This is a genomic window from Exiguobacterium sp. KKBO11 (assembly GCF_001644945.1).
In the GTDB taxonomy this organism is placed as follows: Bacteria; Bacillota; Bacilli; order Exiguobacteriales; family Exiguobacteriaceae; genus Exiguobacterium_A; species Exiguobacterium_A abrahamii.
The window spans coordinates 181036-202016 of the sequence record NZ_LUCU01000022.1; the positions used below are offsets into that span (position 1 = coordinate 181036).

At 48.2% G+C, this 20981-nt stretch carries 22 protein-coding genes and 1 other RNA gene; 8 read left to right on the forward strand and 15 right to left on the reverse strand.

Translation table 11 applies throughout. The features are described 5' to 3' along the window. Positions 1-20: 20 nt before the first annotated feature. Both AYO36_RS16760 and AYO36_RS07985 read right to left on the reverse strand, forming a co-directional pair. Positions 21-176 (reverse strand): SMI1/KNR4 family protein, encoded by a 156-nt coding sequence (locus tag AYO36_RS16760; protein WP_156501839.1) that lies wholly within the window; start codon positions 174-176, stop codon positions 21-23. 29 nt (positions 177-205) lie between these two features. Further along, a complete protein-coding gene (locus tag AYO36_RS07985; protein ID WP_064300099.1) occupies positions 206-868 on the reverse strand; it encodes a hypothetical protein in 663 nt (220 codons plus the stop codon). 528 nt (positions 869-1396) lie between these two features. On the opposite strand from AYO36_RS07985, the gene AYO36_RS07990 reads away from it, so the two are divergent. Further along, the gene (locus AYO36_RS07990; RefSeq protein ID WP_156501840.1) at positions 1397-2626 is read left to right on the forward strand and encodes a hypothetical protein; all 1230 of its coding nucleotides are present in this window, start codon (positions 1397-1399) and stop codon (positions 2624-2626) included. Positions 2627-2843: 217 nt separating this feature from the next. Here the strand turns inward: AYO36_RS07990 and AYO36_RS07995 are convergent, their stop codons facing one another. Both AYO36_RS07995 and rnpB read right to left on the reverse strand, forming a co-directional pair. Continuing rightward, positions 2844-3989: a THUMP domain-containing class I SAM-dependent RNA methyltransferase gene (locus AYO36_RS07995; RefSeq protein WP_064300101.1), complete on the reverse strand. Its 1146-nt coding sequence runs from the start codon at positions 3987-3989 to the stop codon at positions 2844-2846. Between the two features lie 111 nt (positions 3990-4100). Continuing rightward, an RNA gene (rnpB, locus tag AYO36_RS08000) (RNase P RNA component class B) lies at positions 4101-4474 on the reverse strand. Between the two features lie 134 nt (positions 4475-4608). Between rnpB and AYO36_RS08005 the strand changes: the two genes are divergently transcribed. Beyond that, on the forward strand, positions 4609-5052 hold the full coding sequence (locus tag AYO36_RS08005) for a hypothetical protein (RefSeq protein ID WP_041255063.1): 444 nt from the start codon (positions 4609-4611) through the stop codon (positions 5050-5052). A 48-nt stretch (positions 5053-5100) separates the two neighbouring features. Here the strand turns inward: AYO36_RS08005 and AYO36_RS08010 are convergent, their stop codons facing one another. From AYO36_RS08010 to AYO36_RS08025, 4 genes are all read right to left on the reverse strand, one after another. Beyond that, complete coding sequence (locus tag AYO36_RS08010) at positions 5101-6444, reverse strand: S8 family peptidase (protein ID WP_064300102.1); 1344 nt, start codon at positions 6442-6444, stop codon at positions 5101-5103. Between the two features lie 49 nt (positions 6445-6493). Further along, the gene (locus tag AYO36_RS08015) at positions 6494-6907 is read right to left on the reverse strand and encodes a hypothetical protein (RefSeq protein ID WP_050677067.1); all 414 of its coding nucleotides are present in this window, start codon (positions 6905-6907) and stop codon (positions 6494-6496) included. 59 nt (positions 6908-6966) lie between these two features. Further along, positions 6967-7659, reverse strand: a complete 693-nt coding sequence (locus AYO36_RS08020; protein ID WP_064300103.1) for a hypothetical protein — start codon at positions 7657-7659, stop codon at positions 6967-6969. 69 nt (positions 7660-7728) lie between these two features. Continuing rightward, complete coding sequence (locus AYO36_RS08025) at positions 7729-8724, reverse strand: potassium channel family protein (protein WP_231884689.1); 996 nt, start codon at positions 8722-8724, stop codon at positions 7729-7731. 68 nt (positions 8725-8792) lie between these two features. On the opposite strand from AYO36_RS08025, the gene AYO36_RS08030 reads away from it, so the two are divergent. From AYO36_RS08030 to AYO36_RS08040, 3 genes are all read left to right on the forward strand, one after another. Beyond that, positions 8793-9020, forward strand: coding sequence for a DUF1659 domain-containing protein (locus AYO36_RS08030; protein ID WP_023467919.1), 228 nt, complete (start codon positions 8793-8795; stop codon positions 9018-9020). 36 nt (positions 9021-9056) lie between these two features. Next, a complete protein-coding gene (locus AYO36_RS08035; RefSeq protein WP_064300104.1) occupies positions 9057-9263 on the forward strand; it encodes a DUF2922 family protein in 207 nt (68 codons plus the stop codon). An 89-nt stretch (positions 9264-9352) separates the two neighbouring features. Then, positions 9353-10246 (forward strand): hypothetical protein, encoded by an 894-nt coding sequence (locus AYO36_RS08040; protein WP_064300105.1) that lies wholly within the window; start codon positions 9353-9355, stop codon positions 10244-10246. 101 nt (positions 10247-10347) lie between these two features. On the opposite strand, the gene AYO36_RS08045 is transcribed toward AYO36_RS08040, so the two are convergent. From AYO36_RS08045 to AYO36_RS08065, 5 genes are all read right to left on the reverse strand, one after another. Further along, positions 10348-11418, reverse strand: coding sequence for a hypothetical protein (locus tag AYO36_RS08045; RefSeq protein ID WP_064300106.1), 1071 nt, complete (start codon positions 11416-11418; stop codon positions 10348-10350). Positions 11419-11430: 12 nt separating this feature from the next. After that, positions 11431-12249, reverse strand: coding sequence for a hypothetical protein (locus AYO36_RS08050; RefSeq protein WP_064300107.1), 819 nt, complete (start codon positions 12247-12249; stop codon positions 11431-11433). Next, positions 12246-12926 carry an ABC transporter ATP-binding protein gene (locus AYO36_RS08055; protein ID WP_050677058.1) on the reverse strand — a complete coding sequence of 227 codons (681 nt, stop codon included), beginning with the start codon at positions 12924-12926 and terminating at the stop codon, positions 12246-12248. Before AYO36_RS08055 ends, AYO36_RS08050 begins: the two co-directional genes overlap by 4 nt. Before the next feature lie 303 nt (positions 12927-13229). Further along, positions 13230-13652 carry a hypothetical protein gene (locus AYO36_RS08060; RefSeq protein WP_055967405.1) on the reverse strand — a complete coding sequence of 141 codons (423 nt, stop codon included), beginning with the start codon at positions 13650-13652 and terminating at the stop codon, positions 13230-13232. Positions 13653-13799: 147 nt separating this feature from the next. Next, positions 13800-14474 (reverse strand): CPBP family intramembrane glutamic endopeptidase, encoded by a 675-nt coding sequence (locus tag AYO36_RS08065; RefSeq protein WP_064300108.1) that lies wholly within the window; start codon positions 14472-14474, stop codon positions 13800-13802. A 107-nt stretch (positions 14475-14581) separates the two neighbouring features. On the opposite strand from AYO36_RS08065, the gene AYO36_RS08070 reads away from it, so the two are divergent. From AYO36_RS08070 to AYO36_RS08080, 3 genes are all read left to right on the forward strand, one after another. Further along, on the forward strand, positions 14582-15265 hold the full coding sequence (locus AYO36_RS08070; protein WP_023467911.1) for a lytic transglycosylase domain-containing protein: 684 nt from the start codon (positions 14582-14584) through the stop codon (positions 15263-15265). Between the two features lie 15 nt (positions 15266-15280). Then, positions 15281-15862 carry a DUF1643 domain-containing protein gene (locus AYO36_RS08075; RefSeq protein ID WP_064300109.1) on the forward strand — a complete coding sequence of 194 codons (582 nt, stop codon included), beginning with the start codon at positions 15281-15283 and terminating at the stop codon, positions 15860-15862. A 105-nt stretch (positions 15863-15967) separates the two neighbouring features. Further along, positions 15968-16768 (forward strand): SMI1/KNR4 family protein, encoded by an 801-nt coding sequence (locus AYO36_RS08080; RefSeq protein ID WP_064300110.1) that lies wholly within the window; start codon positions 15968-15970, stop codon positions 16766-16768. A gap of 75 nt (positions 16769-16843) precedes the next feature. Here the strand turns inward: AYO36_RS08080 and AYO36_RS08085 are convergent, their stop codons facing one another. Together AYO36_RS08085 and AYO36_RS08090 are read right to left on the reverse strand one after the other, a co-directional pair. Further along, a complete protein-coding gene (locus AYO36_RS08085) occupies positions 16844-19219 on the reverse strand; it encodes a glycoside hydrolase family 31 protein (RefSeq protein ID WP_064300111.1) in 2376 nt (791 codons plus the stop codon). 153 nt (positions 19220-19372) lie between these two features. Then, the gene (locus tag AYO36_RS08090) at positions 19373-20896 is read right to left on the reverse strand and encodes a cardiolipin synthase (RefSeq protein WP_064300112.1); all 1524 of its coding nucleotides are present in this window, start codon (positions 20894-20896) and stop codon (positions 19373-19375) included. Between the last annotated feature and the right edge of the window lie 85 nt (positions 20897-20981).

A 20981-nucleotide genomic window follows, 5' to 3' on the forward strand; every position in this document is an offset into this window, starting at 1 on the left:
GTAGGTATCGAATAGAGTTGTCAGTCATGAAAGGCTGCACCATTTGATTCCTGCATGAGTGAAATGTAATCCGTCGGAAATTTTACACCGAGGATTTTTTCTGCACGCTTTAGATCGATTAGTGATACACCCGGGCGTTTAGACGATGGATTAATCTGTTTGATGGCCGGTTTCATGCAGCACCTCCGATAGCTGAAGAGTGAATTTACTCTTCATTCTCAGCTTCATATAGTTCATCATTGACTTGATACGTGATGATTTCTTCTGGCATACTCCGAATGACTTTTTCTAACGAATTCACCGATCGATCGTTTGAACATATGAAAAAACCACATCCGTCATGACCAGGCTTAATAAGCACTGATGGAGGATTTCGATCAAACGAAGCAACTGACAGATATTGTTGAAACCCCCAATGCTGCCTTTCCTCAAACGTAAATTTTAAATTATCATAATTCGAAATCACGTAGAAGACATTCTCTTCTCCCAACCAGTACGTCTTACGAACGACGCGTCGGAGTGCTTCCTTGTTCTTTAACTCGACTGTAAAATATACAAGCGGATCTAAATGATGTTTGCGATTCGGATAAACCGTTTGAATGGTATAGTCAACATCCTGTTGCTGAAAGAACTGCTGATGTCGTTCTCTTAATACATATTCATCTGAAAAATACAGATACAGTGGAAAATCATTTCGATGCTCTAAAAACTCAAACAAAATTTTCTTCGTCGGTGTAATACATTCGTCTCCCTCTGACGGACTTATTAAATATGCCGTTTTAATTGAATCATCCATATCTAAAAAGTGACCAAATAGACGCCCTAAATCACCCGTTACTTCATACTCTTCGATCCAGATCCTTGTCATGTTTTTCTCCCTCAGTATGTATAAGTACATCATTTATGTTTACCTTTTGACTACTATTCGCATCATCCTGCTTAAAAATATACTTTGTGCTAATCAAAAACTCTTTCAAAGTTTGTATTTTTTTAAGTATGGCATTTCAAAGGGATTTTTGATATTGTCTTAATTTAATCTAGAGAGGTTCTTAAAAATTATGTAATGATTGTGCAACATCAATCATGCATATACTAAATGTAACTTTTGCATGTATCCTTTCACGACAGAGACTATAACACTTGGAAATTAATGGAGTAACTGCATTTCAATATTTATATACGTTAAGTATACGATTGTTCGATGCGAAGATAGTTATTCCATCGCTTAAATCCATGTCGTATAATAAACCATTTTGAGTTAGAATTAATATGGTAATCAAAAGAATAAATGTAATAAATAAGGATTAAATAAATAATTATTAATGGAGGATGCGTCGTGGACAATGAAAGGAAACGAACTTTTAAATATAGTCGTTATAATAGACGGACCATCCAGATGCGCTGGATTATTGGAATCCTTGCGGTTGTATTAATCGGGGGATCGTACTTTCTTGGGATGCATGCTAAATCATCACAGGTTAAAAAGGAAACTCCTATCACCGAATCAAAAACAGAAAAAGCAAAACAAAAAAGTGACACACCTGTAGCTTCTGATCCGAGAGATCTCGCCTCTTTCGGACACGGAACAAATGTAGAACAAACGAACAATGATTTCTCTCCAGAAGATGTCCAAAATGCTTTAGATACAGGGAAGCCTGTTGTTGAGAAGGCTATTTCATCCACAACCGAGTTAGTGAACCGTATTGTTAAAGAACAAAAAAAGATGAAAGAAACAGAACAACTTCGAATCAAAGATTTTCAAAAAACTGTCACCCAAGATGTGAGAGATCGAGTAGACGCGCAAGTTGAAATATTGAACGAAGCCGCACAAATTGCTCATATGATGGCTGCTGGTGCGTACATGGCGAAAAATGAAGATGTCCCATTCACAAATGTAGAAAACGTGATAGCGGAAAAACTCGAACCTCTTTCTCAGAACCTATTAGATATGGCATATAGTCTAGAAACGTATACGGTTGCTAAGAGTTTTGAAACGTGGAACGAAGCTGAAAGCTATTTGCCCAATAGAGAGGAGAAATCACTACTTGCAATACCTATAAACGAAGCAATATTTAATTCTTCCTCTATTATCGATCAACCAGTCATTGCGGAACCGGTCACAGAGGAAGGAAATACTAATAATGAATCAGCTATAGCCGATCAAACGGATGCAGAGAAATATCCTGAAGCCATTACTAGTGTTTTCAAAATTTCAGAAGCTATGAACGCTATTTATGTAGAAGCTGATGAATTGCAACAAAAATTCACTCCTTATAAAAAGAAAGATGGCTTTAGTCAATTTGAATATATTTCAGTAGACGATTTGAAAGATTTATATAAATTTGATGCTACCATAGCAAATGAAATTACCGCGAGTACTCACTTTGAAGCACCTGACTATACGACTAATGGATTTACACAGGCCATGGAATCACATCGCATTATTATCAAAGAGCTTGATCAATTATCATTGTTGCTTGAGGATTACCCTGAAGATTTCCAAAAAGATCCTGACGGCACACTAATGAAAGCAAAAAGTCATTTCGAACGAATCAAGGACACAGCACAGACTGAGTTACCCGGATTCGAAAAGTTCTTCGAAACTGCTGGTCCAGAAGCAAACTAAAAGGTGTACAACGAGGGCACTCAGGTGCCTTTTTTGCTGACTTAAACTAAACTTACATACCAAGAGGAAATTACAATATGATACTGCTAATCAACTCGCGGCATTAATAGACGATAAAAAAAACCGCTCAACCGAGCGGCTCATGACATTTTGGCGAAAAAAATAAAAAAGTGAGAAGTGAGTGGGAACTGACGCCCACTCACTTCTCACAAATCGCTTAAGCCTGCGGACGTTTCCGACGCAAACCATAATACTGATAGAACTGAACTTCGATGTTCCCGTTGTACAGCTTTCGGCGCTTCGTCGCTGGGCGACCGTACGCTTTTTCGAACTCAACATACGACGTGATCATGTAGACACTGTAGTATGGGAATTCTTTATACGCTGTTCCGATTTTGCGGTAGAGCTGATGAACTTCACGTGCGTCCTCGAGACGCTCCCCGTACGGCGGGTTCCCGATGATGACACCGAAATCTTCCTTCGGTTTGAAGTCTGCTGCGTCGCGTTGCATGACGTTGATTGCATCGCGGACGTCTGCGAGTTCTGCGTTTGTTTTCGCGAGCTTGACCATCTCTGGATCGACATCGCTTGCGTAAATCTTCAATGGTTTGTCCCACTCGGCTTTTTCATTCGCTTCCTTGATCGCGTCGAACCACGCCTTCTTCGGAATGCATTTCCATTCCTGTGAGACGAACTCGCGGTTGATCCCTGGTGCGATATTACGCCCAATCATCGCTGCTTCGATCGCAAGCGTACCTGAACCGGTGAAGACGTCGTAGAGCGGCATGTCCGGCTTCCAGTTCGTCAGCATCAACATCGCTGCTGCCATCGTTTCTTTGAGTGGGGCTGCTGAGTGGAACTCACGGTAGCCACGTTTGTGTAACGCGTCGCCAGACGTATCGATCGTTAATGTCGCGATGTCTTTTAACAAAGCAACTTCGATCGGATAGCTCGCGCCTGTCTTCGGTAACCATTCCGTTCCTTTGTTGTACTGTTCTTGCATGTGCGAGACGATCGCTTTCTCGGTGATTTTCTGACAGTCACGGATCGAGAAGAGCTTCGACTTGACCGAACGACCGTTGACGATGAAGTTTGCATCCCACGGCATCAATTCGTGCCACGGCAGTGCCTTGACTTGATCGAACAATTTTTCGAATGTCGTCGCGCGGAACTCAGCGACGACGAGTTTGATCCGGTCCGCTGTCCGAAGCCACATGTTCAAACGGGGAATGTCCTCCATCTCACAATCGATGTAGACCTTTCCGTCCTCGACCGTACATTCATATCCTAACGCACGGACTTCTTTTGCGACGAGCGCTTCGATTCCCATCGCCGCTGTCGCGATGACTAAGCGTTTTGCCATATCGCGTTCACTCCTTTATCGTTTCTTCCACTGAATCGTTTCATTGCAATAAAAAAAGAGCCCAGGGTGGACCTGGACTCTCGTTCAACTTAAAAATAACAGCCTATGTGGTCCTGTAAGCCATGTTCTGTTCCTTAGTGTTTCAAACGGTTTGACCCTCACACGCAGGCGACAATCATCTATCTCCGTATTTGCATACGCTCTCCTTCGCGTTCAGTTCCGCTCCGGAAATTCCCCTACCAAATTTGGGTTTCTCGCTCGTGGGGTTTACCTCGTTCCACCTTCATGATTTCCCATGAAGCTCCGTCACTGTGGCACCTTCAAGAAGTTTCGGCCATATCCGAAGACTTAGGCGTTCCTTCTGCCGTCAGCTTGACGCTGCCTACACTTATCTTTTTGTGTAGCACGATCACTACAGCCATCGCAGGCTGTGCGAGCATGGACTTTCCTCAAAGCACCGAAATGCCCCGCGATTGTCCGAACCAACATAGTCACTGCTTATGAGTGTAGCGTAGATGCCGCTTTCCTGCAAGAGGCAATTCTCGTTTTATAAACGAAAAAGTTGCGTCCCTGCCTCATTTCACGGTATAGTACAAGAGTTCAGAAGGGGGCATGTAGCATGAAAAAACGACGCTCTGGTACGAACCGGCGAACGGTTCGCAAGTTGACATTCCTGATCGAGATCGATGAGATCAAGGCACTTCATCTGCGAAACGGCATCTTCGCCTTCTATCGTCAAGGAGAGCTCATCCACGCGTTCGAGCCGTTCAACGTCAAGGCGCCCGATGCACTCTCAAAACGTAGCTATCATTTCGATCAACACGATATCTTGCTTATGAATGAACGTTTCCCTGAGCAAATCCCGTTGTATGATAATGCGATGACGTTACGCTCTTGGGCCGACCAGGTCGCTTATGGTTTATACCAATTGATCGATTCCAGTCGCCTGTCATTCGTCCATGAGGATGATACAGGATACAAGATGGAAGCGATGATCACGTGGACTGGAGAGGCATTAACACCTCCGACGCCCGTCTATAAAAAAGGAAAAGACCCGAAGTAATCTTCAGGTCTCGTACGGCGTTTCTCACTAAGTGGGAGGCGCTTTTTTTTATTTCACTGTCAGGAGTCGTTCGACGGTCCGCGTATGGCGCCCGCCTGTCGTCGTAAAGACGAGCTTGTAAGCCCCCTTGTCTTTCAACTTATACGTAAACTTATGCGTCCCGTTCGTTAAATTCGATTGCGTGAACGTCTTGACGACCTTCCCGTCCTTATAGAGACGTGTCGTCGTCTTCGCACTCGCGTACTCATCGAAATAGAATGAAAACAGCTGATTCGGCTTGACCGTTGATGGCAACGAGATCTTCGAGATCGGTGCTGGTAACGTCGCCAAGATTCCGGCGTTCAAGCGACCCGTTCCGTAATGCGACTTCGTATCGCCTGATTTTTTCGTCGCTGCGGCATATAACTTACTGCGCATCGTCGTGTTCGAGACGAACGGATTCTTCGATTTTGCGAGTGCCAGTACACCGCTGACGACTGGTGTCGCCATCGACGTTCCGTCCAAGTAGCCGTATTTATTCCCGACGATCGTCGAGTAAACCCCTTCACCCGGCGCCATGATGTTGAGTCCTTTACCGTAGTTCGAGAACGTCGAGGCACGACCGAGCGTCCCGACTGATCCGACGGCAACGACTTGACTCATTGAGCCTGGGAAAAGGACTTTCCCCTTCCCGTCGTTCCCGGCTGCGCCGACGACGAGGATGTTTTTCGCTTCTGCTTTTTTGATCGCGGACTCCATATATGGATCGTATTCATATTGTCCGAGCGACAGATTGATGACATCTGCCCCTTGCTCGATGGCATACAGAATACCGTCGCCGATATCGATCGACCCGGCATATTCTCCGTCAAAGACGTCCGCCCCGATCAGTTTGACACCCGAAGCGACACCGACGATTCCTTGACCGTCTTCACGCGCCCCGACAATCCCCGCGACATGTGTCCCGTGATCATCTGGTTTGCGAATCCCGGAAATCGTCGTCGTTTTATAGATGACATCCTTGAACTCACGGTGTTTCGTATCGATCGCGTCATCGATGATCGCAACACGAACATCCGATTTCCCGCGGCTGTACTTCCAGTAAGCCGGAATTCGTGACTGATCGAGGTACGTTTGCTGGAATTGGGCAGAATCCGTTGCTTTTTTGACGTCCGTGATCGGAATCAAGTCGGCGTCGATATCCTTTTCTTCGAGGTGCGCAAGGGGCTCGACGAGTGAGAATCCTTTTTGTTTCAGGGCACGAATCTCGGTCAGACCTTGATTCGCCAACCATTCTTGTTTTTGTTGTTCTGTAAATGTTGGGTCGTATTGTACGTATTGAGACTGCGCGAAAGCAGACGTTGGCATGGCGACGATTGTCGCTAGCGTGAGTAGTGCAAGTTGCTTTTTCATGGGAACCCTGCCCTTCTCTGTTTACGCGCCGACCGAAGAATCGTCTGGACTAAAGCGGAACCGTACCGTCCGGTTCTTCGCTGACTTCAAAAGGAATGATCTTTCCGATCGTCACGTAAGCATAATAGCGTGCAAGGACCGCACGCCAACGCGTTGCATCGATACCCGTCAAATCTTCACCTAACGGGGAACCGTCGAACGTCTCGAACTGTTGGCAAAAGAACGCTTCTTCATCTTCATGCCACGTTACTTCTTCGCCGATGAACCCGGTCGAAAAGCGGACGAAGTCCGCAATCGAGGGTCCGATCACTTCTGCCGGCAAGCGTTCGCTCATCCGTCCGACCAGTTCATACCGGTCACGTTGTGCTTGTTCCGCTTCTTCAATCGAATGACACAGCAGCACTTCACGATTTATTTCTACTAACACGACATAGTCACCACTCGGTAAATTGACGTGAATCATCCCTACACCCCTTGGATTGGATTCGTGCGGCTTCTAGGTGTCATTTTTTCTTCGATAATTTATAATGTCCATTTTCGATCAAATGTTAATTCAATCGGCTCGTTATCTTTCGACTTTAACATAACGACCCGTGTCGTTTCAATTTGATCGACGAGATCCGCTTGACGAAGAGACTGAATTTCCTTCGATGAACCGGCTTCAATCCGTTCTCTGTACGGGGCAAGCAACTCTTGTTGATTGCTTGCGAGTGCGTACCAGGCAAGACGAGCGAACGGTTCATCCTTTGCTGTCTCGAGCGCATAGCTCTCGAAGATATCTGGAAGATAACTGCTAAATTGATCGAGCGCGTCAATCCGTTCTGCAACGTCGAGAATCGTTAACCAGCTCGGGAGTGACAGTAAGGATTCACTTGACCACCAGTCGAGTAAATCAACATGTTCTTTAAGTAATTGCTGCGCTTCTGGTCGATCGATCATATGTTGTAGGGTCTGGATGAGTTCGTTCCAGGCAAGTGACCAGTATTCCTCTGACGGATTAGCTGAGAGGAAGAATTGACGATAAACCGTCAGTAGTTCCGAAACGTCCGTTAATGGTTCGACTTCCAATCGTTGATTAAAACGACTAACTGCTTTTGTAAAATAACTTGGTTCAAGCGTCAATGCCATATAGAGTAATTTCGGTGCATTTTTAATTTCGCCTTGATCGACCGTCTCAAATAATTCTTGGATCCATTCTGGTTGTGGTTGTGTCATAATCCTTTTCCTCCGTTTAGTAAATTTGTTTACTATACCCGAAAAAAGATTAGTTGAATCATGCCCGACCTAAATTGCTCCGATTCGTTGGGCGGTTTCCTCCGAACATAAGACGATCAGCGTGCCATTTTTCGGAATCGTTTCGTCGAGACGTTGGTTCAAATCAAGCCGCTTCCCGTCAGATAGAATCGTCACCCCTTCTTCCAGCAAAGCATGAAACGCATCGCGGTATGTCGCCCATTCCGGTCGTGTAGGAATCGAGAACATCCCTTCACCGTCTTTCGTCAACAGATTCGTCACGACCTTCGTTACGCCAGGATGATGGGACGCGAGGATTGCCATCCGGGCAATCGTCTCGTCACCAAGCAACACTTCATCGACCTTGACCTGTTCAAAGCTGTCGAGGTGTTCTTCAAGCATCATCTCGACGATCGTATAGATGTTCGGGTTCGCCCGTTCGATGCTTGAAGCGATCAACAGTGTCCGTCCGTCAGCATGGACTGGTGGAATCGAATGGTCAGCGAGGACGATCGCACGGACCGCCTTTTCGATGTGTGCTCGCTCAAGCGTCGACGTCAGCGCCGGATCACCACAGACGTAATGGAACCGGGGGTGACTGAATGGCTCTCGCTCTAGGTCGTCTACGAGGACGACATCCGTATGTTCGAGCAATGACTCAATGACGTGCTTCGAACGCCGACTGTAACCGAAGACGACCGTATGCCCTGTTTCCTTCACTTGTAACAACCCTCTTTCCTTTTGATTACGAATCAACTGGACACCGTCGACCAGTTTTGAGATCAATCCACCGACGATTCCGATCCCGAAGATGAAAACGAAAATCGTCAGAATCCGACCGGTATCCGAGTTCGGGAAGAAGTCACCGTATCCGACCGTGACGACGGTCGTCATCGTCCAGTAGACGGCGCGGAAGTAGGACCCGAACGTCTCCGGCTCAAGCGCATACATGATGCCCGCGACACCGAAGACGAAAATTAAGGACGCATACCCGAGCGTCCGCATCCGTAGAAACGAGACTTTTCGTAAAAAACGTAACCAGACCATGTTTTTTTCATTCCTTTCGAACAATCCGGTCTCTTCCCCTGTCAATAAGGGCGAAGGAGGTGATACACATGACACAAGCTGAAGAGATCAAGACGAGTCTCGTCATCGTCTTCGAGCGTAAGGACAAGGTGACAGCGAACGGTGATGCCGTCGTCGCTCGCCGCCGCTACAACGGCTTACGTTCGAATCTTCCAGCAGACGTCGTCGCTTCGATCGGGCAATCGATCGGTAGCTTACTCGACGGACGCTACGCGCTGACGGAAATCAGCCGTGACTACGCTTTACTGAAGGCATAACCCATCCTCTAGATTTCATGAAAGGAGTGACCATTGATGGAACATACGATCGTCCTGACGTTCGATACGGTGACGAAAAAACCGTATCGCTTGCGCATCGCTGGTGCGAAGGAGAATGCGACCGTGGCGGAGATCAAAGCAATCGGTGACTTGTTCGTCGCCCATGACCCGTTCATGAACGGTGTCACACATCTCGCGTCCGCCGAATTGCAAAACAGTTCGGAATCGGCATTCGTCTTGTAAGCTTTTTCAGTCCATCGTCACGGGATTACGTGACGATGGCTTTTTTTTGGTATACTAAAAACATCAACCAGCTGAAAGGAAGTCAATTTATGGCCAAACGCCCACTCACTCCTCGCGAATGCGAACTCGTCGTCTGTAGTCTCTACGTAATGGAACTCATCCCGTTCGAAGGCATCATGGAACGTCTCGAATCCATTACGCTCCGAGACATCATCGGCCCCGTCGCACGTGGTGAATCGACGCGGGAGCAAGCTGCTGACGCGCTTGACCAGTACATCAAGGTCCGACGTCGCCGGTTCCGCAACGTCCCACCGGAACATCTGTGGTCGCTTGACGACCGGATTGAACAAGAAGCACTGCGGATGATCCGCAAGCGTTCGCCGCTCTCGGCAGGAGAAAAGCTCCAGCCGAAAGCCATTCCTCATGAAATGGGTGATACGGTCGAGATGAAAGTGACCGAAATCCAGGATCGCAACAACAAAGTGACCTTGATCGGGAAAGTCGGAAACGTCACGGCGAAGCTCCCGGTCGAGAATCGTCAAGCTTATAAGGGCAATAAGACGATCTCCGCCTGGATCACGGGTGTCGAGAAAAAACCTGCCTTACTTCATCTATCGACATCCGACTACGGCAAACATCAGCCGTCGGAAGACGTCAAGGCAGCGTATGCGACTGCCGTCGCCGCGTTACGTCGCTATTTCGAGACGAACGAGCTCCCGACGACCGAAGAAGTCGATCTCGCAAAATCACTGTTCCAACGGATGATCCGTCGCGATCAGAACGATTGGTTCACGGTATACGTCGCGATGGGTCGCCCGCAACTCGATCACGTCCGGCGCTGGGTCAAGGTCATTCAGATGCTCGCCCGCTCCCTGCGCGGGGACGAGGAAGCAACACAACAACTCGCTTCGCAGGAAGATCGTTTCTTCAAGGATGCCTTATTGCGTGCCTGTAAAGCGGCAGAGAAAAACTTCACGTCTTGATGCTTTCGCCTTAGGACGCATTGATTCCTAGTCAAAACGAAAAAAAGAACGCTTCGGACCGGATAACTTTTTCCGGTCCGAAGCGTTTTTTCATTCGTAGATCATTGAATCGCAAAATCATAGATATGCGTTCCTTTTTTATGATTCGCATCTTTGATTTCACCTTGATACATCAGTTGTTCATTCTTCAGATCGATCACAGACACTTGGAATCCTGCGTTCGTCTCTGATGAGAGATAGAGCTGCATCTCGTCCGTCGAATCCAACCAATCGATCTTTTTCAAAACAAGCGGACTGCTTACGCTATGCTCGGATAATCGTTTCGTTTCCAAGTCGAACATCGACCATTCGATTCGTTTCGTCTCCCCTTCCGGCAGACGGAATCCGATTAAATAACGACCGTTCGCATAGGGGGTAAACCCGATTTGTTGCTGATTCAACTCCTTGATGGACTGAACGCTTTTTCCGTCATCGAGGAAATAGGACTGCTTAACGTTTTCATCTTCGCTGTCGGACTTTTGTTCCGTGTAGACGATTTCATTTCGATAAATTGCTAAGAATTGACGAGAGTGTTTAGGTGCTATAGGTTTTTGAAGAATGATTTCTTCGACCCGGTCGCCTGCTAAATCAAGCACAAGGAGTTTCGTTTCCATAGGCTGATCGACACGATCAAGTTGAACATAGACCTTCATCGCCTGTTTATCGACGACACTTGCTTGTAAATCCATCCCCGTCTCAAATTTCGTATCATACTGAAATGTCTTCTCGAACATTTCCTCTGTCTTGAACGTAAACATCTTAAATTGCAGTTTATTGTGTTTAATCTGAATCGCATATTCCGATTGCCCATCCCCACTGACATTTGTTTCCATTTTCGTCGTGAACTCATAATATTTGTCTGGTAAATCCGTCACTCTATCCTTACGGAATAGTTGTCCGACGTAAGAGTTTGACTGTTTTTCGATGTCTCCATTTGCATTGGCATCATAAATCGTCGAACGCATTCCTTTCGTCTGTAAACGTAAATTAAAATTTTCTACTTGCGAAGATTTCCCACTGATGGTCTCGAGGGAAAAGTCTGCGCCTTGGATCGACAGCGTATAGCCGATGTAGCTCCCGATTGTCATGAGAATGATCAATCCATAGATCAAAAGTTGACGATATCGTTTCATGAGATTTCTCCTTTAGACGGATAGGCGCGTCTGGACTAACCGCAGATTTTTGTATGACACATATAACGTTAAGAGCACGACGTATCCGAAATAAAATTGCATATGCAGCTGACTCAGGTTGCTCGAAATAGCTGACAAGGCTACGCCTAAAACGATATAACCGCCAATCAGCGCAACCCCGTGTAATCCGACGAGCAAGAACGCTTTTCCTCTTCGAAACGACCGCTCAAGTAATACTGTCATGAAGACGAACGAGATGACGATGAATGTCATTAGTAAAATGAATAAAATGTCAGTTGGGTACATCGTATAGAACAACTTCATGTAGAAGGAGTATTCGTTGATGCTGGCTGTGACCTGTTGAGCATCTGGCAATAGCCATAAGTAAAGATTGCGACTAAGCAACAACAAGACCCACTGAATTCCGATCAGACTAGCGACGACGAGAAGAACGGCCGTCAGTTTTGATGCAATAATCGCCCGACGTGATCCCGGTAACAATAGTAGTCGGTAGATGTATTTCGTCTCGCCCACCCAGTCGCGATACCAAATCCAGAACGCGAACAAGAGAATCATCCCCATCGCTAAAACAATGATTGAATCGTAAAAATCCGTTGCCTGTGCGAAGGTCAACGCACCACCTGCTTGTGCAATTGCGTCCATTTCTGAAATCTGATCGATCCGCATCGTTTTCTCGATCGTGCTTTGATAATCGTAAATCTGATAGAGCAGTGACGCGATTTCTGCGACGATCAATCCTGAAATCAACAACACCAGTAATTTCGTACTTCGTTTCAGTTCTTCATTCGTTAATAACAACCAGCGTTTCATCCTTGATATACCTCCCGCATCCGGTCCTGGACCGATTGATGATGACGGCCGCGTAACTCATCCGTCTCTTTGACTTCGACGATTTTCCCGTCCCGTAAGAACAACACTCGGTCAATCACCTGTTCGACCTCGGCAATTTCATGAGTCGTCATCAGGATGCTCCGTCCTTCCATGAACTCACTTGAGAAAATCCAAGCGATCTGTTCCTTCATGAAGAGATCGATTCCCGCGAGCGGTTCGTCGAGTAATATGTACGGTCGATCGAGGGCGAATCCTAAAACGAGATTGAACTTCGCCTTGTTCCCTTTTGATAAGTTCGCCATTTTATCCGTCGTAAACAGCTGGAACGTCTGCAGCAACCGTTCCGCTGTCTCTTGATTCCAATCCGGATAATGATCCGCCATATACGCGAGCGCTTGTCCGATCGTCATGTAGCTCGGCATCGTCTGGAGATCAGGCACGAACGCGATCTGGTCGCGCGACGTTTTGCCATTGACCGTCACTGTCCCGGCATCCACCGGAATCAGACCGAGTATCGCTTTTAAAATCGTCGACTTCCCTTCCCCGTTCAAGCCGATCAGACATGTCACTTCGTTTAGACCGACAGAGAACGTCACGTCACGTAAGACGTGCTTTTTTCGTCCGTATCGCTTTTGTAGCCCCTTCACTTCAAGCACTAGACTTTCCCTCCTTGATTATCACCATTGTATTAAGACAATAGTACATCTGCTAACTGTATGGTACATGCCATACAGTCTAGCGTCAACCTGTTTTTTCCTGCTATCATCCAGAAAATGAAAAGGAGCCGGACAAAAATGTCCGACTCCGCGAGTATTTTGATTTTGTTTCTACTTTTTATGACCGGAAGAAAGGAGAGCGATTTGTTCACTCGAAATCACTTCCCAGGAAAACGATTCGAGATGAACAAAAAAAGAGAGGACGCCCTGATGGACGCCCTCTCTGAACACGTGACTGGTGTTTCAATAAATATCAATCGTCGACTCCAGTGCCCGGCATGTCCGACGCACGGTCGGTAAGAAGTCGGTCCGTTTTGCGACACCGCCTTCAATCTGGACATGCTGAATGCCTTTCGTCCGCTGCATCGCTGTTAAGACGGTGACCAGCTCGATGAACCAATTCGAGATCAGTTCGACGACCTGTTCGTCAAAAGCGGCAGCGCCATACACATCATACCCGTTCTCGCAGAGATGGTTCGGGAAGCGGGCTTTGAACCGATGAATCAAAGTGTCCGTCGTCGGAATCAAAAATTCGTCGTAGATGACACGTTGTTCGGCATCAAGCGTTTGTTCTGTCACACCATCCATCATTAAATGTGGCTGATTGCCGATATTCAATGTCCAACTCGTCTTCTTTCGCTCGCCAGTGGAAGTGATCGTTCGCATGGTTTCATCCATCTCCTTTTGATGTGTAAGCGTTTACCTTCTCATTCTACCTGTCATTTGACCTGTTCTGCAACCGTCAACTTGACCAATTTAAACGATAACTTCGCTTGACATTCAGTCTACCAAATTCAACGCTTTTTGACGATGTCAGGAATTAACATCGTCCTTGTAAACGTAGACGGCAACGAGATCGATCAAGACATGGATGATGATCAGCGGCCAGAGCGTCTCGAGCGCTAGATACAAGTAGCCGAATCCCGCTCCGATCAGTCCTGTCACGAGAATCGCGAACCACCCTTGATAGCGATGGGCAATCCCGAACAGGATGGCACCGATCCAGACGAAGCTGACTTCAGAGAACGGTAAAAATAATCCAAGCGTATGGAAGAGAAACCCGCGATAGATCAACTCTTCCGTCACCCCAGCCATTAGCGCGACCATTTGGAATCCGGTCCGCTCCTCTTTCGTTCGCGGCAGAATCAGTCGCTCCGCCTCACTTTGATAGAGCGGCAATAAACGTTTGCGAAACGCTGGAATGGTCGCTGTCAAAAGCAAGACGATACAGAGAAAGACGATTAGTCCAATCGTCGCGTACCAGACTGGACCACTTGGGACAAAAAACGTCAAGCCGATTTCCGGTAACAGCGTACCGCTGACCAGCGTGCCACCGACGAGTAAGAGACATAAGATGCCGCTCGACTGGACCATCGAGGGGTAAAATTCCTTGCGTGGAACGATCGTCAAATCGACCGGACGGACCGCTGCGATGATTGAGAGGACGACAAGCAATCCGAGTAAAAACCCATTTACGAAGAGATACATGACTTCGACTCCTTTTTTGATTCCACACTCCCGTCACAGAAAGTGCTATTAGACCCTACTAAAATATGATACCATTCAGTGGAATCCTATACAGAGGAGAGAACAATATGCGAAAAGTTTTTCGAATCAGCATCTTGTTCGTACTGTTCGCCCTCATCGTCAGTAGCTTCATCTACTGGCAAAATCGGGAACGTGTTCAAAATGAAATGTATCGTACGTATTATGGACAGCATGGCGTACCTGCCGAGAACATCGACATCTACGAACAAGCCGCGGCACGTTACGGCATCGACTGGAAGCTACTCGCCTCCATCCATCGCGTCGAGACGATCTTCTCAAACTCGTCAGCGATGCAATCGTCCGTTGGCGCCATCGGTCCGTTCCAATTCATGCCGAAAACATGGGTCGGTTGGGGATACGAAGGTGGCACGTCGCTCGGTGACATCGAGCATGACGGCATCGACGTGACGGATCCGGAAGCCATCGAGAAATATGGTGGTCTCGGAGTGGACGCGGACGGCGACGGGAAAGCCGATCCGACGAGTCTCGTCGACAGCGCCCACACGGCAGCGAAATACCTGAACCAACACGATGTTACGAAGACATCAGACCGAGACACGCTCGCGACAGCACTGTTTGAATACAATCGCAGTGAACAATATGTTTCTGACGTGCTCGCCCAATATGATCGTTACCAGCAACACGTCGAGGCGATCGATGCGAACGACCTCGACCTCAAGAAGAAGACACTCGCATTCTTCCTTCGCATCAGCTCACGTTTGACCAATTAAAAGGAGGCACCACCCATGACACCAGCCGATTCTTCCGAACTCTTGATTGAGGAATCGTCGATCCGCGTCCAAACGACGTTTGATCGAGACAAGACGAAACGCTATTTACGTAGCTACATCTTTGACGACATCGTAGAAGGGACGCACGTCGCCGCTTTAATCTACACACCACGGACGACGGACGCCTTTCTCTCTGGAACGACGACACAACGTGCGTACAATTTGATGAAGAAGTATGTCAGTGACCCCGTCAAACAATATGACATCATCAGTTTGATGCCGGACCTGCTCGTCAGCGAGGATCTGCCGTTCGCGCAAGCGAGCTTCGATGAGACGAACTATGAGTTCGTCGCGAAGACACTTGCTGAAGTCAAAGCAAAAAATGGCGTCGTCCTCTGTGGCTGGGGATCGCCTGGTCGACTGATGCACCACCTGCCGGCTTACGAGGATCTATTCAATGAATATGCCGACATCTTGTACTGCTCCGGCATCACGAACAAAGGTGAACCGAACCATCTGCGCTTGACGATGGACGATAGCCCGATGATCACGTACAACGACATGAAACAAAAAGCGAAAAAATTGCGTCGTAAATGACACAATGGACCCTTCCATAACGGATAGGGTCTTTTTTTGAAACATTTCCCATCAGCTTCGCGTATAATCAAGGTCTACATACTACATAGCAAGGAAGGTCATACGATGCCATTTTGGGATAAAGAGTCACAAGAAGAAACGATGATTTCAGTCAAAGAAACAGACATTCAACGAATCGAGCAAGCCGTCAACGGTTCACTCCCCGTCCGTTACCTCGAACAAATCCGGGAACAAAACGGTGGTGCCCCAGAAGCTATGGCCGTGATGGTCGAGTTCAAGAATACATGGTCGGACGAAGAAAGCGGATTGCACCTCCCACTCCGCTCCATGACGTCATTGACATTCGAACGGTATCTGGACGAATTGTCGGTCCTCAGGGAATGGGATGTCGAAGGAAACGTCATGATGTTCGCGGAAGGAGAAGGGAGCTATTTTTGGTACTTCCACTTCACGGAAGCTGCTGAGCCGACTGTCTCGTGCCTCGATATTTCGGATGAGACGACCCATTTCGTCGCGGCGACATATGACGAGTGGTTAACGAAGTTGAGTACCGATGTTCCGGAAGTCGTCATGCCGGATGTCGTATTTCTGACGTTACCTGAAATCAAGGACATTCTCCGTGGAGATGACGAGAACGAAAAACTCCTCGCCTACTCCCACTGGATGATTCTCGATGAAGAACAGGAAGAACTGATCGAAGCGTTCATGACACTGATCGAACGAAACGATCAGCCTGATTTCCTTGGCTCGTATGCGTATTACCTCATGGAAGTCTTGACGAACAACCCGGAGTTATTAGAACAGAAACGAGATGACGTCACAGCCTTGATCCTCAGTAAAGGTGACGATCTTGATGCAGAAGACTTACTATCTTGGATGGATGAAGAGGTAGACGAAGAGTTCTGACCTCAATCAAAAAGCCAGTATTCCTCGTCCATACGGATGACGAATACTGGCTTTTTCGCATGCCTATCCAATCGTTTAAGACAACATCAACTCAAGCAGACAGTCGACGAGATCCTTCTCGAGTTCGAGTGCTTGCAACTGGTGCATCATGTTGACCGGGTCGAGCTTTTGTGACAGCAGACGGTACAAACGATCCTTCAAATCATAGCTGATTTCCGCTTGGTCGAGAAATGCATACAACCGGTCCATCTTATTCTCGTTCGTCGAGATCTCAACTTGGAGCGACAACGTGATCGTATCGGTCACTTCACCCAGTTCAACGCGAAGGGACTGCGTCGCATGATCATAGACGCCGGTGACACTCTCTCCGTCGCGCTGAACGTATCCTTCACGGACTCCACGTAAGATCAACGTAATCGAGCGGTTTTCGGGTAACAAGTCACGGTGTCCGGTTGGTGCCGCGATCGTCAACTCACGTGCTCCCCAGTCGAGCGCAAACGTCGTCTCGACATTGACACCGTCGCGGTGCGCGACACCTGTGCTATCGTCTTCGAACAACGTAAACCGGTTCGATGCTCCCGGGAAGACGACGACTTCGAGATCGTCCGGATTATGCAGGGCATTCGACTGTTCGAGATGACGACCGAGTGGAACAATCGCACCGGCTTTTGCGAGTACGCCTTGGTCTTCGAGATAACGGAACAGACGGATCTGCTTGCCGCCGCGGTATCGGTGCCCATTAAAGAAATCGAACCATTCCCCTTCCGGCAACCACGCTGTCGTCGCCGTCATGTGCAGTTTCCGGTGCATTGGTGTGACCATCGGCGCGACGATCAATTCCGTTCCGAAGTAGAACTGATTCGGAACGTTATATGCTTGATCGTCTTCCGGATGCTCATAATACATCGGTGAGACGAGTGGCAAGCCGTCAAAGTGATTACGGGCATTCATCGTGTAGATGTACGGCACGAGCTGGTGCCGAAGTCGTAAATATTTCTTCATGACGTTCGCCGCATCGGTCGAATAACGCCACGGTTCTTTCCCGTTGAAGATGCTCATCGTACTGTGCAGGCGCATGATTGGACTGAAGACACCGTATTGGAGCCAACGTGTCGATAACTCGTCATCTTTCTCTCCCCGTTGGTGTCCCCCGATATCATGGCTCCACCATCCATAACCGATGTTCGACGCTGTCGCTGTAAAATACGGCTGGAATTGAAGTGATGCCCACGAGATGATCGTATCGCCTGAGAAACCAACCGGATAGCGGTGACTTCCGGGTCCCGCGTAACGTGAGAAGATCAACGGTCGATTGCCATCGCGGGCGATATCGAGCGCGTGATAATGATTGAGCATCCAGAGCGGATCAAGCCCTTTCATCTTCGAGTTCGCGCCCTGCTGCCAGTCGATCCACCAGAAGTCGACGCCATCTGCCTCGTGCGGATGATGCAGCTTCGTGAAGTAGTTCTCGATGAACGTCCGGTCCGAGAAATCAAACGGGATCCGGACATCCGATTCGGGATCGACGCCCATCGCGACCGCCATCGCCTCGTATGCTTCTTCAAACCCACGCACACCGTCCGCCGGGTGCAAGTTGAGCGTGACCATTCGGTCGTCATCCTTCAACCATTGTAAGAATCCGCGTGGATCCGGGAAGAGATCACGGTTCCACGTATAGCCCGTCCAGCCACTTCCGTAGCGTTCCGGGATATCGGTGACGTGCCAGTCCATATCGATGACACTGACCGAGAACGGAATGTCTTCCGTCTTGAAGCGCGTCATCAAATCCTTGTATTCCTTCTCGCTATAACGCCAGTAGCGACTCCACCAGTTGCCAAGTACCTGACGTGGTAACATCGGTGTCGGTCCTGTTAGGTGGTAGAAGTCACGCAGTGCCTGTTTGTAGTCGTGACCGTATCCGAAGTAATAGATGTCATGCGTACCGGAGCGTCGCGGTTCGACGAAGTGGTCTTCCGTCAGGACGAAGGCGTTCGAGTCGTCGATCGCCGCGTAACCTTGCCGGGAGAGAATCCCTTCTTCGAGTGGGATGACGCCGTCCGCATGGTCAAGCGTCCGTGCCGTTCCTTTTAACGTCCGGAGCGGTCCGCCGAACGTATAGCGGCTGTAGTAGGTACTGAAGTTCCCTAAGACATCGATATAAAGTGTGTTCGCAGCGAACGGTCCCTTCGTATAATGCAGATGGACGTGCTCGGTGATGATTTGCAATTCTTCCTCGTTTTCGACGATGCGGTAAGCAGGTACCGGAAAATCACGATTGAAGACCGTTTGGGTCGGTCGATCCTCGAACTGTCCATCCGCCGCGTACTCAAGTCGGATCATCCGACTCGTCAAGACCGTGAAACGGTAGACATCTCCTTGGATGATGGCGTCTGGTCGTGCTTGTGGTTTCATGTCGCGCGTGTAGAAATGGGATTCATCAATTGTTCGCATACGGGTTCGGGACTTACGCCCCTTTCACTTCCTTCCAGGCTAAGTAGTGTGCAACCGATTACACATCTAGTGTATAAGAGTTCATGTTCCCACTTCAAGGAAGAATGAACCAAAAAAACGTCCCGCACCTGAAAATCGATGCGGGGCGTTGTGTCATAATAGTGGTGAAATCAAGCGCGAGAGCGACTCAAAAATGCGGAAACGAAGCGGACGTTTGACGTAATCGTTCGATGATAACTGAATCGAGACATCGAAATCAGCGATAAAGTCACGCTCGAGCTGTTCCGTACTTTCTGTGTCGTACAAGAACGCCATCAGTTCATAGTTGAGGACAAAACTGCGAATATCCATGTTTGCCGTTCCGACGGCACCGATCTTCCCGTCGACGAGAAACAGTTTCGCATGGATGAAGTGACGGTTATACGTATAAATCTTGACGCCATCCTTCAAGAGTGGTCCGAAGTAGGAGCGGGTCCCGTAATAAGACGTAAAGCTGTCGCCTTTACCCGGCGTCAAGATACGGACGTCGAGTCCGGCACGTGCCGCGAGTCGGAGTAGCGTCATCGTCTCATTGTCCGGAATCAAGTACGGTGTCGCAATCCAGATCGAACGTTGCGCTGCGATGATCGCGGCAATCAAGGCATTACGAATCGCGGGATCCTTCGAGGTCGGTCCGCTCGTGACGATTTGAATCGCCCCGTCTGACGCCACATCATGTTTCGGGAAGTACTGGTGGATCGACTCATCCCCCGCAAACGTCTCCCATGTGTCACTCGATTCAATTTGGGCATAGATCCAGTCGTCGAGGAACGTCGCTTGTAATTCCTTGACGGCGCGTCCTTCAAGCCGCAAATGCGTATCACGCCAAAAACCAAACTTCTTACTCTTACCGTCGTACTCATCCCCGACGTTCAATCCACCGGTGAATCCGACTTTTCCATCAACGACGACGATTTTCCGGTGATTGCGGAAGTTCGCCGTGAAGATGAACAAGGGACTTGAGATTGGGTCATAGGCTGCGATATGCGCTCCAGCGTCGCGTAGCGGGCGCAGGAAGTTCTCACCGAGCATATAGCTTCCAAGTCCGTCATACATGAACCGCACCGTTACTCCGGCTTCGAGTCGCTCGATCAACGCTTCACGGATTGCCTTGCCTGTCTCATCGTTCCGATAAATGTAGTACTGGATGTGGACATGATGCTGTGCTTTACGAATCGCGTCAAGAATCGCTGGGAACGTCTCTTCCCCGTTCGTCAGGATGTCACTTGCTGTATGAACGTCCACCCCGCCACCACCGAAGTTACGAATCGTGTTCGCAAGCTTCAAGTGATTCGGTGGCAACTCACTGACAGCAAGCGACCGAACTGGACGAATCGCTTGCTTGAGCAATTTCCGTTCGTCATGCGAACGACGATTCCGACGGCGACGCCTTGGATTCCGACCGAACATCAACCAGATGATGACTCCGAGAATTGGTAAGAAAATCAGAACGAGGAACCAAGCAATCGTTGATTCTGCCGTCCGGTTTTCGATGAAAATGATCATGATGACGGCGAGCGGCACGACCGTCGCTGAAATCGTTAAGACATAAAATAAATAGCCGAGTTGATATAGTCCCCAAATGATGCCACCGGCGACTAAAAATACGAGTGCGAATTGTAAAATCCGGTTGCGCACAGATTTTCCTCCTTCAATTAACATACCTTCACTAGTATTCTTTCCCCATTCACTATGAAAATATAACAAAAAAGAGAAACCGCAG